General features: G+C 64.2%; 11 protein-coding genes and 2 pseudogenes. 6 read left to right on the top strand and 7 right to left on the bottom strand.

Annotated elements, in window-relative coordinates; all coding sequences use genetic code 11:
- Positions 1-26 precede the first annotated feature (26 nt).
- The gene (locus C2L64_RS14495) at positions 27-1,238 is read left to right on the top strand and encodes an MFS transporter (RefSeq protein WP_090837729.1); all 1,212 of its coding nucleotides are present in this window, start codon (positions 27-29) and stop codon (positions 1,236-1,238) included.
- Positions 1,239-1,503: 265 nt separating this feature from the next.
- Here the strand turns inward: C2L64_RS14495 and C2L64_RS14500 are convergent, their stop codons facing one another.
- The 3 genes and pseudogenes from C2L64_RS14500 to C2L64_RS56275 all read right to left on the bottom strand — a co-directional run.
- Entirely contained in the window at positions 1,504-2,727 is a 1,224-nt protein-coding gene (locus tag C2L64_RS14500; protein ID WP_007738194.1) for a pyridoxal-phosphate-dependent aminotransferase family protein, read from the bottom strand.
- Between the two features lie 147 nt (positions 2,728-2,874).
- Positions 2,875-3,148, bottom strand: a pseudogene (locus C2L64_RS14505) (bifunctional aspartate transaminase/aspartate 4-decarboxylase); the annotation flags it as partial.
- Between the two features lie 141 nt (positions 3,149-3,289).
- Positions 3,290-3,754, bottom strand: a pseudogene (locus tag C2L64_RS56275) (aspartate-alanine antiporter-like transporter); the annotation flags it as partial.
- Positions 3,755-4,332: 578 nt separating this feature from the next.
- On the opposite strand from C2L64_RS56275, the gene C2L64_RS14515 reads away from it, so the two are divergent.
- Both C2L64_RS14515 and C2L64_RS14520 read left to right on the top strand, forming a co-directional pair.
- Positions 4,333-5,325 carry a LysR family transcriptional regulator gene (locus C2L64_RS14515; RefSeq protein ID WP_090837744.1) on the top strand — a complete coding sequence of 331 codons (993 nt, stop codon included), beginning with the start codon at positions 4,333-4,335 and terminating at the stop codon, positions 5,323-5,325.
- A gap of 57 nt (positions 5,326-5,382) precedes the next feature.
- Positions 5,383-6,390 (top strand): 2-hydroxyacid dehydrogenase, encoded by a 1,008-nt coding sequence (locus C2L64_RS14520; protein WP_090837727.1) that lies wholly within the window; start codon positions 5,383-5,385, stop codon positions 6,388-6,390.
- A gap of 99 nt (positions 6,391-6,489) precedes the next feature.
- Here C2L64_RS14520 and C2L64_RS14525 read toward each other — a convergent pair whose 3' ends face one another.
- Complete coding sequence (locus tag C2L64_RS14525; RefSeq protein ID WP_090837725.1) at positions 6,490-7,047, bottom strand: plasmid fertility inhibition factor family protein; 558 nt, start codon at positions 7,045-7,047, stop codon at positions 6,490-6,492.
- Positions 7,048-7,318: 271 nt separating this feature from the next.
- Between C2L64_RS14525 and C2L64_RS14530 the strand changes: the two genes are divergently transcribed.
- The 3 genes from C2L64_RS14530 (at position 7,319) to C2L64_RS14540 (ending at position 10,789) form a co-directional block, all read left to right on the top strand.
- Positions 7,319-8,173: a crotonase/enoyl-CoA hydratase family protein gene (locus C2L64_RS14530; RefSeq protein ID WP_090837741.1), complete on the top strand. Its 855-nt coding sequence runs from the start codon at positions 7,319-7,321 to the stop codon at positions 8,171-8,173.
- A gap of 216 nt (positions 8,174-8,389) precedes the next feature.
- On the top strand, positions 8,390-9,547 hold the full coding sequence (locus tag C2L64_RS14535; RefSeq protein ID WP_007738175.1) for an MFS transporter: 1,158 nt from the start codon (positions 8,390-8,392) through the stop codon (positions 9,545-9,547).
- An 84-nt stretch (positions 9,548-9,631) separates the two neighbouring features.
- Complete coding sequence (locus C2L64_RS14540; RefSeq protein ID WP_090837723.1) at positions 9,632-10,789, top strand: MFS transporter; 1,158 nt, start codon at positions 9,632-9,634, stop codon at positions 10,787-10,789.
- Between the two features lie 85 nt (positions 10,790-10,874).
- Here the strand turns inward: C2L64_RS14540 and fahA are convergent, their stop codons facing one another.
- Genes fahA through C2L64_RS14555 form a run of 3 tightly spaced genes read right to left on the bottom strand, consistent with a single transcriptional unit; the run spans position 10,875 to position 14,882 of the window.
- Positions 10,875-12,185, bottom strand: a complete 1,311-nt coding sequence (fahA, locus tag C2L64_RS14545) for a fumarylacetoacetase (RefSeq protein ID WP_167449579.1) — start codon at positions 12,183-12,185, stop codon at positions 10,875-10,877.
- A complete protein-coding gene (hmgA, locus tag C2L64_RS14550) occupies positions 12,182-13,504 on the bottom strand; it encodes a homogentisate 1,2-dioxygenase (protein ID WP_090837719.1) in 1,323 nt (440 codons plus the stop codon). Before hmgA ends, fahA begins: the two co-directional genes overlap by 4 nt.
- A 19-nt stretch (positions 13,505-13,523) precedes the next feature.
- The gene (locus tag C2L64_RS14555) at positions 13,524-14,882 is read right to left on the bottom strand and encodes an MFS transporter (RefSeq protein WP_090837717.1); all 1,359 of its coding nucleotides are present in this window, start codon (positions 14,880-14,882) and stop codon (positions 13,524-13,526) included.
- Positions 14,883-15,073 lie beyond the last annotated feature (191 nt).

Consider the following 15,073-nt stretch of genomic DNA (forward strand, 5'->3'; position numbering starts at 1 on the left):
CGCCAAATTCAAGTCTCGTTTTCCCCATGTCCGCCGACTCCGCTACACCGCGCAGCGAATTTGCGACCACTTTGCAGATCATTCCGGTCGTTTTTTTCACCTTTCTTTGTTACCTGACGATCGGCATTCCGCTCGCGGTGCTGCCGGGTTACGTCCACGACGACCTTGGCTACAGCGCGGTGATCGCGGGTCTGGCGATCAGCGTGCAGTACTTCGCGACGCTTGCTTCGCGTCCGCTCGCCGGACGTTCGGCGGATACGCTCGGGCCGAAGAAGACGGTGACGATTGGTCTGATCGGCTGCGGCGTGAGCGGCGTGCTGTTGCTGCTGGCCGTGCTGCTTGGCCGGTGGCCGACGCTGAGTCTGAGTCTGCTGGTGCTAAGCCGGCTCGTGCTGGGCTTCGGCGAAAGCCTGTGCGGCACGGGCGCGATCCTGTGGGGCATCGGGCGGGTCGGCACGACGAACAATGCGCGCGTGATCTCGTGGAACGGCATCGCGACGTATGGCGCGCTCGCGATTGGGGCGCCGCTGGGCGTCGCGATTGCGCATAGCGTGGGGTTTTTTGCGCTTGGGGTTGTGGTGATTGTGCTTGCGGCGCTGGGGTTCTATCTGGCGCGCCTGATTGCGGCTGTACCCGTTGTGCATGGCGAGCGGATGTCGTATCGCAGTGTGTTTACCCGTGTGCTGCCGCACGGGATTGGGCTTGCGCTTGGGTCGGCTGGGTTTGGGTCTATCGCGACGTTCATCACGCTGTTTTATGCGGCGAATCATTGGCCTAACGCGGCGTTGTCGTTGACCGTGTTTGGCACGCTGTTTATCGGTGCGCGGTTGCTGTTTGCTAATACGATCAAGACGTATGGCGGTTTTCGCGTCGCGATTGCTTCGTTTTCTTTTGAGTGCGTTGGGCTGTTGTTGCTGTGGCTCGCGCCTGAGCCGCATGTTGCGCTTGCGGGCGCTGCGTTGACCGGGTTCGGGTTTGCCTTGGTGTTTCCGGCGCTCGGCGTCGAGGCGGTTGGGCTTGTGCCGCCCGCTAGCCGGGGCGCGGCGTTGTCGGCTTATTCGGTCTTTCTCGATCTGTCGTTGGGGATTACTGGGCCGCTGGCCGGGTTTATTGCTGGTGAGTTTGGATATGGGTCAGTGTTCCTGTTCGCTGCTGTTGCTGCTGCGGGGGCTGTTGCGCTGTCTACTATGCTTTATTTGCGCAATGCGCGGACGCCGAATGCGCCTGCGGCGGCTTGATGTTGGCGCTTGCAGCGGGGGCGTCTAGGTTTGTGCGTTCGGTGCGGTAGCGGTTGGACTGTTTATGGTTTTGCCGCTGGCATCCGCGTTTTGTCTTCGTGGCGCGGTTGGTTTGGTTGTTCTAGCCTTTGCGCTGACATCCGCTTATGCCTTCGTGCTTCAAGCGTCGCCCCTGTGTGGGGGGACGCGTGGACATCAAACACCGTAGCGCGGATGCCAGCAAAAAGCAAAAACACCACCCCAGCGTCGCAAACAAAAAAGCCCCTCAATCCCTCCCAGCCAGCGCCCGCTCCAACGCAGCCACCCCAGCAGGCAAATCAACACCAACCCCGAGCTCAACCATAGTCCGCCCAAACGCATGCAGCGTACGAAAAAGATTATGAGCACGAGCCTGCTCGCCCATCTGCCCGATCCGCACAATAGGCAACCCAAACGAGCCCGAAATCTCGACCTGATGAAACCGCGAGATATGCGCGCAAATATCCGCCGGCGTCAGCCCGGCCTTCTGCCCGACGGGCACCTCGATCCCAACAACAGAATTCAACCGGCACTCAGCCGGCGCATATAAGGCCAGACCCATCGCACTGATCCCCGCCTGCAACGCAAGCGAGCACTTCAAATGCCGAGCAAAACGCTTCTCCAGCGTCTCCGCGCAAACAAGCCGCAATGCCTCGTGCAACGCAAGCACGCCCGACACAGGTGCCGTGTAGTGATACCCCGCGTTGTGCCAGAAATTCTCCGCCAGCGACGCATCGAGACACCAATGCGCACTAGCATGCGGCCGCCCCTTCACCCGCTCCCACGCCGCATCCGAAAACGCGATCAGAGAGACGCCCGGAATCGACGACAACCCCTTCTGCCCACCCGTGATCACAGCGTCGATACCCCACGCATCCATTTCAAGCGGCATCGTCGACAGCGTGCAGACGGCATCGACAACAACCAGCGCGCCCGCCTTCTTCGCAAGCGCCGCAATGTCCTTCAGGTGATAGTTCCAGACGGTGTTCGACGTCTCGCCCTGCACGATCGTCACGATCTCCGGACGCGTGCGCCGGATCGCTTCCTCGACCTGCTCGAGCGTCGCGACCACACGGTCGCCAACTTCCAGCAGCGAGACATCGGCGCCGACACGCCGACCCATCTCCGCCATCCGCGCGCTGAAAAAGCCGTTCTTGATGCTCAGCACCCGCGTGCCCTGCCACGCGAGATTGGAGATCGCCATTTCCATCGCCGCCGAACCCGGCCCCGCCACGCCCAGCACCCACTTCGAGTTCGTCTGGAACACGTAGCGCGCCATCGTCTTCACCTGTCCGACCACCTTGGCCATCGTGTTGCCCAGATGGTTGATGACAATCGCATTGGCCTTCGCGACCGCGGCGGGAATCGGCACGGGGCCGGCGCCCATCATCAGCAAAGGCTCTTCGGGAAGAATCGCGTCGAGCGATTCGACTTCAGGACAGGGAACGACGTTGGACGTTGTAGTGGTCATGATCGGAACGCATGGAACGATGAACAGGAACAGAAAAAACAGCCCGCCGCGCGCAGCAGGACCTGCGGGCGACGGGCCATATTCCGATCATTCACCGATATGTCCGATTGCGCAAGAGATGCATCGTGGTCTTTGCGCGCCGGATTGTCACTTGACCTCTTTGCGTTGAAAGCTCTTGCCGGTTTCCTTCTTGTAACGCTCGACGTACTCTTCGGTGAGCTTGCGGATCGCGCGTACGATCTTGCGATAGTCGGACTCGTTGAGATTCGCGAGCGACACCCGCCGAAGGATGATTCGTGCCGAAGCCCATCCCCGGCAGCAGCACGACGCGCGCATCGCTGGCCAGACGGAACAGCAGCTCCGACGCCTCGGTGTGTTTGAGCAGCCAGTCGACGAACTCGCGGCCATACGCGCGCTCGCCGAATTACTCCATGTCGATGATCGAGTCCTTCGCAGAGCCAGAGTGCGTGAGCAAATCACCTTGTCAGGATCGCCCCCCGGGTGCCCGATGCGAGTGGCGCCCTCGAGAAACACGCCGCGGCGCAGATCGCGCTCGACGGTCTGCGTAGATGAAGACGGTGAACATCACCGCCCTCACGGCATTGTCAATGCAGACCCCCTGCTTCGCTGACAACGACGGCGGAGAACGCTGATCCGCGCCGACGCCGCCCAGTTGGAACCGGCCGAGTTTGATCTGCCCGATCTAGTAGTCCACGGCCAGCGAGAGGAAATTTGCTATTTATGGTGACTTGAGAAAGACGTGTGCCGTGCTTTGCCGCCCGATGTTGGCGAAAAATTGTGGGCCGCCCGTAAACCCGAAAGCGAAAATGAAATTCGCGAACGCGATGTTCTTGAGGTCGGACGCGAGTCGTGCGCCCGTCTGTCCGAGCAGCAGCGACACGATCAGCGTGCCGCACACGCAGCCCAGCTGGATCGGACCGATCCGGAACGAGCCAATCAGATATCCGAGTGCAAGACTCGCGAACAGCGCAATCTCCGGCTGGGACTTAAGCAATTCGGTGACCATGTTCGGATTTTCCGGCAAAGCGGTACGTTGTATGAATCTTTTTAAGAAAATGGCGCGCGATAATCCGCATGACAAATAGTCGCGTTTAATTGGAAACGCGTGCGGAATATCCCCCTGATTAACCGGATTTATTCGAAGCGGGGTGTAATGCGCCGCGCTGACGTATTTTGTCAGATCAAAGTGGCGCAATCGGTGAGAAGCGCTGAATCAGCTTGTGTTACTTCTGTTGACAGACATCGTTCCCCTCGCAAAGTTGTAGAACAACCCGGAACTCGTTTCTTGCAGCTGATGGTTTTTATGTCCGCGTTTGAAGCAAGCGGAAATCGTATAGGCCGATTCCGCCAAATGACAAGAACGCCAGCCTTTTTACAATTGCGATATAGCGCCGTCGTTTTTATAGATATTGTAATTGCCAGCGACTGTCAATATTATTTTTGAGTCAGATACGTAAATTCCTAAGCCGTCAGATTGTCTGCAATATGACGGTACACCCGCAAAGGCCGACGCAGAAAACTGCCGCACGCCACAGCCGGGTCAACGACGCGCGGCAAGCACCGCGCTTTACCGAGGGCGCCACCATGAATCAGATCTACGCCATGCGGGTCTTTGTCCGGGTCGCCGAAACACAGAGCTTCAGGCGCGCGGCCCAGCAGCTGAAAGTATCGAATGCACTCGTGACACGCTCGATCGCCACGCTCGAAGCGCACCTGCACGCACGCCTCATCAACCGTACGACGCGCAACCTTTCGCTGACCGAGGCCGGCACGCACTATCTGGAAGGCTGCCGCGGGCTGCTGGAAGAGCTCGATCATCTGGAAGGTTCGGTGGCGGGCACAGAGCGCGAGCCGGGCGGCACGCTGCGTGTCGTCGCGACGGGCGCGCTGTCGCCGCAGGCGCTCACGCAACTGCTCGACGGCTACCGGCGGCATTATCCGAAGGTGCGCATCCGGCTCACGCTCGCCGAGCGCATGCCACATCTGATCGAAGACGGCTACGACGTGGGCCTCTTCATTTCGGGGCCGCCGGCTTCGTCGGGCGCGGCTGCGGAGACGGACAGCGTCGAGCTGTCGTTTGCGACCCAGCGCCTCGTGCCGTGCGCCGCGCCATCCTATCTGGCTGCGCGCGACGAGCCGCGCCATCCCGAGCATATGGCGCTGCATTCGTGCATCGCGACGCCGTCCGAGCAGCGCGGCCCGACCGTCTGGCATTTCGTCGACAGCGACGGCGACCCGCAGCCCATCACGCTGGAGCCGTCGTACATGGTCAATAGCCCACTGCTCGTGCGGCTCGCGGCGATCGCGGGAATGGGCGTCGCCGTACTGCCCGAGCCGCTCGTCGCCGACGACTTCGCAACGGGCACACTGAAGCGCATCATGCAGGGCTATACGGTCGACGAATCGCAGGCCAAGGTGTCGCTCGTCTATCCGCGCCGCCGTCATCTGCCTGCGAAAACGCGTGCGTTCGTCGACTACACGCTCGGGCATGCGGGTTGTCCCGCGTCAGCACTGCCCGCCGACGCGCATGCGATCATGGCGCACGACCTGCACCTCGCGGCGCAACACGCTTCGTAAGGCGCACCGTTGCTCGCGCACCGATGACGCCCGCAGTCCAATGAGGAGCCAGTCACCATGCGCATGATCCTGTTCAGCAGCCGCCAGTACGATATCGACACATTCACTGAAGCGAATGATGCGTTCCGCTTCGAACTGCACTTCCATGAGTCGCATCTCGAAGCGGACACGGCCATCCTCGCCGAGGGGTATGAGGTCGTCTGTCCTTTCGTCAACGATATCGTCGACGCCGCCACGCTCGAGCATCTTCATGCGGGCGGCACGCGGCTGATCGCGCTGCGCTCGGCGGGCTTCAATCATGTCGATCTCGCGGCGGCGCAGCGGCTCGGTATCGGCGTCGTGCGCGTGCCCGCCTATTCGCCGCACGCGGTCGCCGAGCACGCGGTCGGGATGATCCTGGCGCTGAACCGCAAGCTCGCGCGCGCCGTCGCCCGCACGCGCGAAGGCGACTTCTCGCTGAACGGGCTGCTCGGTTTCGACCTGCACGGCAAGACGGTCGGCGTGATCGGCACAGGCATCATCGGCCGCTGCTTCGCGCGCATCATGGCGGGCTTCGGCATGCAGGTGCTCGCGCACGATCCCGGCCCGCCCGCCACCGAACTGCTCGCGCTCGGCGGGCGCTACGTGCCGCTCGACACGCTGCTCGCGGATTCGGACATCGTGAGCCTGCATTGCCCGCTGCTGCCGTCCACGTATCACCTGATCGATCGCCACGCCCTCGCGAAGATGAAGCGCGGCGCGATGCTGATCAACACGGGGCGTGGCGGGCTGGTCGAAAGCAACGCGCTGGTCGGCGCGCTCAAGAGCGGCCAGCTGGGGCATCTCGGGCTCGACGTGTACGAGGAGGAAGGCGGGATCTTTTTCGAGGACCACTCGAATTTGCCGCTGCAGGACGACGTGCTCGCGCGGCTGCTGATGTTCCCTAACGTGATCGTCACCGCGCACCAGGCTTTTTTCACCCGCGAGGCGATGACGGAAATCGCGCAGACGACGCTCGGCAATGTCGAAGCGTGGCGCGACGGCACGCCGCGTAATGTCGTCGAGGCGCCGCCGGCGAACGGCTGAAGGCTTGCCTGAAAGCGGTGCGGCCGCGAAGCGCGTCGGTACGCGGGCCGCACCGGCGCTTCGCCCGTCAGCCGTCCGACGACCGCGAGCGCGCTCCGCTCAGGTGCGCGGCACGTCAGCCACATTGGCCGAGGTGGGCCGCAATACCGTGCGCGCGTCGTCGGACGCGCCGCAGTATTGGCGAAGGAGCGCGGCCTCGCGCTCGTGCACTTCCACTGGAAACCACACGGCGCCCGCCGCCATCATGTAGCGCGCGCGATGCTGCCCGTTGCGGAATGCAACTACGCCTTCATGTTCCAGCCGGAGCCAGCCGAGCAGCCCCGGCGCGCGGCGCGTCGAGATCGTCAGGTAGGGCATCTGCGGAATGCGCGCGTTCGATGGATCGAGAAACTCGCGGATGCCGCGCAGCTTCCCGGGGTGCCATGCCTGCACGGGAGGCAGCACATAGTCAGTGTCGTCGCGATCGGCGCATGCAATGAGCTTGCGCGCATCGACGAGCACGACCTGATGGCGCGTGCCATCCGTTGTGAAGACGCGCTTCAGGCGTACGTGACCGTACGGCGGATGCTCCTGAAGCGGCACGATCCAGACAGGCTCGCTGCCGGACGACGGCGCTGCCGCGGGAGACGGAGTCGGTAGTTGCATCAGTGTGGACATCGGGCGTACTCCATGCGCCGGTGCGTGCGTGCGCCCTGGCTGTTCAAAATTCGCCTAAGCTACGAGTCGATTGTTAAAACCACGTGACTTGGCGGCAAGCGATTCGCGCTGCATCGCCGCCCGTGCGCCGCGCATCGTCGCGCAGGCTTTTGCTACTGCTTTAGCGGTCGTTTTGCGCGGTTCTTTAGGGCGTCGCCGCACGCGCAACCGGTTTTTTCAATGCTCTTCATCCAGTCTAGGTCTTGCAATGCGGCCCGAAACGGAGAGAACGATGGCTAGCGAACAGTTCGGCGAATTCGTGCGAATCGAAACTACACAAAAAAACCCAACTGCACAGAAACAGCAAGTTGCGCTCCCGGTCGATGCCGTCGCAACGATCGTCATCGACCGCCCCGCGCGCCGCAATGCCGTCGACCGCCCAACGGCCGAGGCGCTCGCCGCCGCGTTCCGCCGCTTCGAGGCGAACGAGGCGTGGCGCGCTGCCGTGCTGACGGGCGAGGGCGGCACGTTCTGCGCGGGCGCGGACCTCACTGCTTTACAAGACGACGAACGGCGCAACGAATTGCACGCCGACGGCAGCGGCCCCGGACCGATGGGACCGACGCGCATGATGTTCACCAAGCCCGTGATCGCGGCGATCGCGGGCCATGCGGTGGCGGGCGGCCTGGAACTCGCGGCGATGTGCGATCTGCGTGTGGTCGAAGCGGATGCCGTGCTGGGCGTGTTTTGCCGGCGCGTGGGCATTCCGCTGATCGATGGCGGGACGATCCGGCTGCCGCGCCTGATCGGCCAGTCGCGCGCGCTCGATCTGATCCTGACGGGCCGTGCCCTTACGGCCGACGAAGCGCTCGCGTTCGGCCTTGCCAACCGCGTCGTGCCGAAGGGCGCCGCGCGCGCCGCTGCCGAGCAGCTCGCCGCCGAACTGGCCGCGCTCCCGCAGGCGGCACTGCTCGCGGACCGCCGCTCCGTCCATGAAAACTCGCCGCTCGACGATCTGCCCGAAGCGCTGCGCCGCGAAGGTGCGGGCGGCTACGCGGCCGTGTTCTCGCAAGGCGTTGCAGGAGCGGCCGCGTTCACCGCGGGCGCGGGCCGTCACGGCGGCGCGCTAGAGGAAAAAGCCCCTTGAAATAAGGGGTTCTCGCAGCGAAATCGCGCCGGATTCGCGCCGCAATCGACGAAATACAACAGTGCGCGAAGCAGAACGCACACCCGAATTGGCTTAGGTACAATCCCCTACTGATTTACCCTTTGCCGGCGCACGCGCACTCGTCCCGAATACGCGCGACGGCAACGCGAACGGCCCTCCCGCCCGCCGCCGCGACCCTCCCGTGAAAGTCCCATCATGCCTTTGCCCCTGCTTGCACTAGCCGTTGCCGCGTTCGGAATCGGTACCACCGAGTTCGTCATCATGGGGTTGCTGCCCGACGTCGCGCGCGATCTGAGCGTGTCGATTCCGGCGGCGGGCATGCTCGTGTCGGCGTATGCGCTGGGCGTGACCATCGGCGCGCCGATCGTTGCGATCGCGGTCGCCAACATGCCGCGCAAGAAAGCGCTGATGAGCCTGATCGGCATCTTCATTCTCGGCAATCTGCTGTGTGCAATCGCGCCGGGCTACGCGGTGCTGATGGCCGCACGCATCGTCACCGCGTTCTGCCACGGCGCGTTCTTCGGCATCGGCTCGGTCGTCGCGGCTGGCCTCGTGGCGCCGAACCGCCGCGCGCAGGCCATCGCGCTGATGTTCACGGGCCTCACGCTCGCCAACGTGCTCGGCGTGCCCCTCGGCACGGCGCTCGGCCAGGCGGTCGGCTGGCGCGCGACGTTCTGGGCCGTGACAGGCATCGGCGTGATCGCGGCCATCGCGCTCGCAGTGTGCCTGCCGTCGAAAATTGAAATGCAGAAGGCGAGCCTCGTCCACGAATTCACCGTGCTGAAGAACCCGCAGGTGCTGATGGTGCTCGGCACGAGCGTGCTGGCGTCGGCGAGCCTGTTCTCGACCTTCACCTACATCACGCCGATCCTCGAAGACGTGACGGGCTTCACGCCGCATGCGGTGACAATGGTGCTGCTGCTGTTCGGACTCGGGTTGACGGTCGGCAGCACGATCGGCGGCAAGCTCGCCGACTGGCGCCCGGTGCAGTCGCTGCTGTCATTCCTGCTGGCGATCGTCGCGATCCTGTCCGTCTTCGCGATGACGATGCACAGCGAAATCCCCGCGATGCTGACGATTTTCCTGTGGGGCGTACTCGCGTTCGCGATCGTGCCGCCGCTGCAGATGCTGATCGTCGATCGCGCGAGCAGCGCGCCGAACCTGGCTTCGACGCTGAATCAAGGCGCCTTCAACCTCGGCAACGCGACGGGCGCGTGGCTCGGCGGCATGGCAATCGGCGCAGGCGCGCCGCTCACGTCGTTGCCGTGGGTCGGCGTCGCGACGGCAGCAGGCGCCGTCGCGCTGACGTGGTGGTCGGTGTCGCTCGACCGGCGCTTGCCCGTGGCGGGCTGAGCCGACTTCGCGACATATTCGAGGCGCACACCCTGCCATCACAGGGTGCGCGTGACATGCGGGCGGTGTAGCATCTCGCCCGATATGAAAGTCGTCTTCTCCCGTGATTTCCTGGCGCTGATCCTGAGCGTGGCCGTGGTCGGCCTCGGCAGCGGCGCGACACTTCCCCTCACCGCCCTCGCGCTGACGCAAGCGGGCTACGGCACCGATGTCGTCGGCCTGCTGACGGCCGCGCAGGCGGGCGGCGGCCTGCTCGTCGTGCCCATCGCTGGCTGGCTCGCCGCGCGCTGCGGCGGCCGTCAGGCGATCATCGGCTCGGTGCTGATCGTCGCGATCGCCACCGCGCTGATGCAACTCACCGCCAATCTGTTCGTCTGGGCCGTGCTGCGCGGGATGTGCGGCGCGGCGCTGATGCTGCTGTTCACGATCGGCGAAGCGTGGGTCAATCAGCTTGCCGACGATGCGTCGCGTGGCCGCGTCGTCGCGATCTACGCGACGAACTTCACGCTGTTCCAGATGGCGGGCCCCGTGCTCGTCAGTCAGATCGCGCAGTTCGAGCACTGGCGCTTTCTGATCTGCGGCGCGATCTTTCTGATCGCCCTGCCCGTGCTGTCGATGATCCGCTCGGCGCCGCACGCGTCAGACGAACACGAGCCGCACGGTAGCTGGCGACACGTGTTGCCGCAGATGCCCGCGCTCGTGATCGGCACGGGCTTTTTCGCGCTGTTCGATACGATCGCGCTGTCGCTGATGCCGCTCTTCGCGATGGCGCATGGCATTCCGAGCGAAGTGGCCGTGCTGTTTGCATCGGCGCTGCTGCTCGGCGACACGACCATGCAGTTTCCCATCGGCTGGCTCGCGGACCGGCTCGGGCGCGAGCGCGTGCACATCGGCTGCGCGGTGCTCGTCGTCGTGCTGCTGCCGCTGTTGCCGTGGGCCGTGCAGTCGCCGTGGCTGTGCTGGCCGCTGCTCTACGTGCTCGGCGCGGCGGCGGGCGCGATCTATACGCTGTCGCTCGTCGCGTGTGGCGAGCGCTTTCGTGGCGTGGCGCTGGTGTCGGCGAGTTCGCTGGTCGGCGCGTCGTGGAGTATCGCGAGCTTTGGCGGGCCGCTGATTGCGGGCGCGTTGATGAAGAGCGTCGGCAATGACGCGATGATCGGCGTGGTACTCGCGAGCGCGCTGGCGTTTCTCGCGGCGGCGTTGTGGGAGAAGCGACGCGGCGTGGTGAACGCGGCGGCGTGAAGACTATGCCGCGGTCCGCGCGGGCGTGACGCCGCGCGCGGATTGCTGGTTCAATGCGCGTCGAGTGTGACGCGCCGCTACAGCGTTACTTGTGCGCCGGAAGAATCTCGCCGACGCACGTGCCGAACCCGACGCGATAGCCATCGCCCTGGCACCATCCGGCGAGCGTCAGTTGGTCGCCGTCTTCGATGAATCCGCGCGTGCCGCCGTCCTTCAGTTGCAGTGGATTCTTGCCGTTCCATGTCAGTTCGAGCAGGCTGCCGAACGAATCGTCGGTAGGTCCGCTGATCGTGCCCGAACCCATCAGATCGCCGACGCGCGTATTGCAGCCCGACACCGTGTGATGCGCGAGTTGCTGCGCCATCGTCCAGTACATGTGGCGGAAGTTCGTGCGCGAGATCGTCGTCGCTTCTTTCGCGCCCTGCGGTTTGAGCAGCACTTCGAGCGAGATATCGAACGCGTGCTCGCCGGCGTGACGCAGATACTCGAGCGGCTGCGGGTCCTGCGCGGGCTGCGCGACGCGGAACGGTTCGAGCGCGTCGAGCGTGACGATCCACGGCGAGATGGTCGTCCCGAAGGTCTTCGCGTTGAACGGCCCGAGCGGCACGTATTCCCATTGCTGGATGTCGCGCGCGCTCCAGTCGTTCAGCAGCACCATGCCGAAGATGTGATCTTCCGCTTCACCGCACGCGATAGACTCGCCAAGCGCATTCCCGCGACCGACGATAAAACCCGTCTCCAGTTCGATATCGAGCTTGCGGCACGCGCCGAAGACAGGGCGCTCCTGATCGGGCAGCTTCAACTGGCCGTTCGGACGGCGCACGGGCGTGCCGCTCACCACCACCGACGAGGCTCGTCCGTTGTAGCCGATCGGAATCTCCAGCCAGTTCGGCAGCAACGCGTTCTTCGGATCGCGGAACATGGAGCCGACGTTCGTCGCGTGTTCCTTCGACGAATAGAAATCCGTATAGCCCGGAATCTGCACGGGCAGATGCAGCGTCGCGTCGGCCTGGCGGATCAGCGCGCGGCTTCGCAGTTCGGCGTCGTCGCGCAGCGTCGCGTGATCGCGCGACAGCAGCTTGCTTAACTGGATGCGCACACTGCGCCAGGTATCACGGCCAAGCGCGATGAAATCGTTCAGCGCGTCGCGCACGAACACGCTGTCGCCCGCGCCCGACGACTTCACCGTCAGCAGGCCTGCGCTTTCGAGCGCGGCCAGATCGACGATGCAGTTGCCGATCGCGACGCCCGCGCGGCGCGTGGCATTCAGCCCATCGCTAAAGATGCCGAACGGCAGGTTCTGGATCGGAAAATCGCAGGACGGCTCGTTCGCCGATTCGACCCAACTTTTGCGCGACGCGTCGAGCGTCGCCTGAAGATCGCTCGATGCGTTCATCGTTGCTCCGGATTGAAGTGTTTCTTGAGACCTTGCCAGCACTCGTAGTAATGCGCCTGAAGCTGCGCCGTTTCGAGCGCGAAGCGGGTCGGCTTGATCAGTGTGCGCGTCTCGAACATGAAGGCCATCGTGTTGTCGACCTTGTTCGGCTTGCTGGTGTCGATGTTCGACGCCTTCTCGAACGTGTCGGCGTCCGGGCCGTGGCCCGACATGCAGTTGTGCAGGCTCGAGCCGCCCGGCATGAAGCCTTCCGCTTTCGCGTCATACGCGCCGTGCACGAGGCCCATGAACTCGCTCGCGACGTTGCGGTGGAACCACGGTGGGCGGAACGTATCTTCGGCGGCCAGCCAGCGCGGCGGGAAGATCACGAAGTCGATCGAATCGACGCCCGGCGTGTCGCTTTGCGATTGCAGCACGAGGAAGATTGACGGGTCCGGATGGTCGTAGCTGATCGAGCCAATCGTATTGAAGTGGCGCAGATCGTATTTGTACGGCGCGTAGTTGCCGTGCCACGCGACCACGTCGAGTGGCGAATGATCGATGTCCGCGCGCCACAGATGGCCGTTCAGCTTCGCGACCAGTTCGAAGTCGCCCTCGCGGTCTTCATACGCGGCGTGCGGCGTGAGGAAATCGCGCGGATTCGCAAGGCCGTTCGAGCCGATCGGGCCGAGGTCGGGCAGGCGCAACTGCGCGCCGAAGTTCTCGCAGATGTAGCCGCTCGCGCGGCCGTCCGGCAGCGCCACCGAAAAACGCACACCGCGAGGAATCACGGCGATCTCGAATGGCTCGACGTCGAGCTTGCCCATCTCCGTGAAGATCGAAAGACGTCCGGCTTGCGGCACGATCAGCAGTTCGCCGTCGGCGTTGTAGAAGTAGCGGTCCTGCATCGACTGGTTGGCCGCGTACACGTGGATCGCGCAGCCGCTCATCGCTTCCGCCGAGCCGTTGCCCGCCATCGTCACCCAGCCGTCGATGAAATCAGTCGGCTCGGTCGGCATCGGCAGCGGGTCCCAGCGCAACTGGTTGGGCGGCGTGGGCGGCACGTCGGCGAAATTCGCGACGAGCCGGTGCGACGGCAGCGCCGTGAACGGCTGATGCACGGCAGCGGGACGAATGCGATACAGCCAGGAACGGCGGTTGTGGCCGCGCGGCGCCGTGAACGCGGTGCCCGACAGTTGCTCCGCGTACAGGCCATAAGGCGCGCGCTGCGGCGAGTTGCGGCCTTGCGGCAGCGCGCCGGGCAAGGCTTCCGTAGCGAATTCGTTCGCGAAGCCGGACTGATAGCCCGGCTGGATTTCGCGTCGTGTGGATGATTCCATGCAAAGTCTCCAATGAATCTCAAGCAGTCTGCGCTTTGGCCAGGCCGCCACGCCGACGCGTGGCGGCGGCGAGCGTCAGCACCAGCAATGCGGAACACAGCACGGGCAAGGCGGCAGCGTGAAACAGCTGGGCGTTGCTCCAGTTCAGCGCAATCAGTTGTCCGCCGACGAGCGGCCCGATCACCGAGCCGATCCGGCCGATGCCGAGGCTCCAGCCAATGCCCGTCGAGCGCAGCGTGGTGGGATAGAAGTGTCCGGCGAGCGCATTGACGGCCGGCTGTCCGCCGACGATACAGAAGCCGCCCGCGAAGACGACAACGAGCAGCCACGCGAGTGCATGCGACACCGCGCCGATCCCGCCGACGCTCAGCGCGCCGAGCGCGAAGCACGCGAACAGCACGCGCACAAAGCCGAAACGTTCGATGAACCAGCCGAGCAGCAACGTGCCGACCACGCCGCCGGTCTGCAGCACGGTGCCGACGATGACGGCCGTGGATGGCGAATAGCCGGCGTCGCGCATCACGGTTGGCAGCCAGTTCGACAGGAAGTACAGATCGATCAGGTTCATGAAGCTGATGCCCCAGAGGATCAGCGTGACGGGCGCTCGGCCCGCACGGAACAGTTCCGCGACGGGCGCGCCGCCGCCGGCTTTTTCCTGCACGACGAGGCGCGTGCCGGGGCCGACGCCAAGCGACGGATCGAACTTGGCCAGCCACTGCCGCGCGCGTTCATTGCGGCCCTTCAGCACGAGAAATTGCAGCGACTCGGGCAACGCGGCGAGCATCGCCACGCCGAGCGCGAGCGGCACCGCGCCGCCGACCCAAAATACCGCGCGCCAGCCGTACGCGGGAATCAGCGCCGCGCTGATGAAGCCGCCGATGGCCGCGCCGAGCGTGAAGCCGCACGACACCAGCATCATCCGCTTGACGCGGTGCGCGGGCGTCGAGAACTCGCCGACCAGCGCCATCGCATTCGGCATGATGCAGCCGAGGCCCAGCCCCGTGATGAAACGCAGCGCGATCAGCGCGGGAATGGTCGAGACGAACGGCGTCGCGAGCATCGACAACGCGAAGAAGAACGTCGAGCCGATCAGCACCGGGCGCCTTCCGATCCGGTCCGCCAGCACCGACAGCCCGAGCGCGCCCAGCAGCATGCCGAACAGGCTCGCGCTGAACACCGGCCCGAGCGCGGCCTTCGATACATGCCATTCGCCGATCACGCTCGGCGCGACGTAGCCCATGGCTTGCGCATCGAAGCCGTCGATGACGAGGCACAGCCCGCACAGCACGAGCAGCATCAACTGAAACGTCGGCCGATGCGCATCGGCGAGCGCGCGCTCGACTTCGATCACATCGGCAGAACGGTGGGATTCGCTCATCTTCGATTCCTGCGGAACGGGGTAAAAAGGCTACAGTTCGGATTTACGAATAGTAAAACAGATTCCGATTAGTGAAATTAACGTAAACCCTCGATCAGGCATCGATCGCCACACGAATGGCGAAATCCATATCAGTATTTGGTGCATGAAAGAGCGGTCGCCGCTGCTACCATCGAAGCGTGCGGCGCCCC

Source organism: Paraburkholderia hospita (assembly GCF_002902965.1).
In the GTDB taxonomy this organism is placed as follows: Bacteria; Pseudomonadota; Gammaproteobacteria; order Burkholderiales; family Burkholderiaceae; genus Paraburkholderia; species Paraburkholderia hospita.

What these genes read in the sequence shown, in the direction of transcription:
- C2L64_RS14495 (WP_090837729.1), top strand. Translation starts at nt 27, where the DNA reads ATGTCCGCCGACTCCGCTACACCGCGCAGCGAATTTGCGACCACTTTG.
- C2L64_RS14500 (WP_007738194.1), bottom strand. Translation starts at nt 2,727, where the DNA reads ATGACCACTACAACGTCCAACGTCGTTCCCTGTCCTGAAGTCGAATCG.
- C2L64_RS14515 (WP_090837744.1), top strand. Translation starts at nt 4,333, where the DNA reads ATGAATCAGATCTACGCCATGCGGGTCTTTGTCCGGGTCGCCGAAACA.
- C2L64_RS14520 (WP_090837727.1), top strand. Translation starts at nt 5,383, where the DNA reads ATGCGCATGATCCTGTTCAGCAGCCGCCAGTACGATATCGACACATTC.
- C2L64_RS14525 (WP_090837725.1), bottom strand. Translation starts at nt 7,047, where the DNA reads ATGTCCACACTGATGCAACTACCGACTCCGTCTCCCGCGGCAGCGCCG.
- C2L64_RS14530 (WP_090837741.1), top strand. Translation starts at nt 7,319, where the DNA reads ATGGCTAGCGAACAGTTCGGCGAATTCGTGCGAATCGAAACTACACAA.
- C2L64_RS14535 (WP_007738175.1), top strand. Translation starts at nt 8,390, where the DNA reads ATGCCTTTGCCCCTGCTTGCACTAGCCGTTGCCGCGTTCGGAATCGGT.
- C2L64_RS14540 (WP_090837723.1), top strand. Translation starts at nt 9,632, where the DNA reads ATGAAAGTCGTCTTCTCCCGTGATTTCCTGGCGCTGATCCTGAGCGTG.
- fahA (WP_167449579.1), bottom strand. Translation starts at nt 12,185, where the DNA reads ATGAACGCATCGAGCGATCTTCAGGCGACGCTCGACGCGTCGCGCAAA.
- hmgA (WP_090837719.1), bottom strand. Translation starts at nt 13,504, where the DNA reads ATGGAATCATCCACACGACGCGAAATCCAGCCGGGCTATCAGTCCGGC.
- C2L64_RS14555 (WP_090837717.1), bottom strand. Translation starts at nt 14,882, where the DNA reads ATGAGCGAATCCCACCGTTCTGCCGATGTGATCGAAGTCGAGCGCGCG.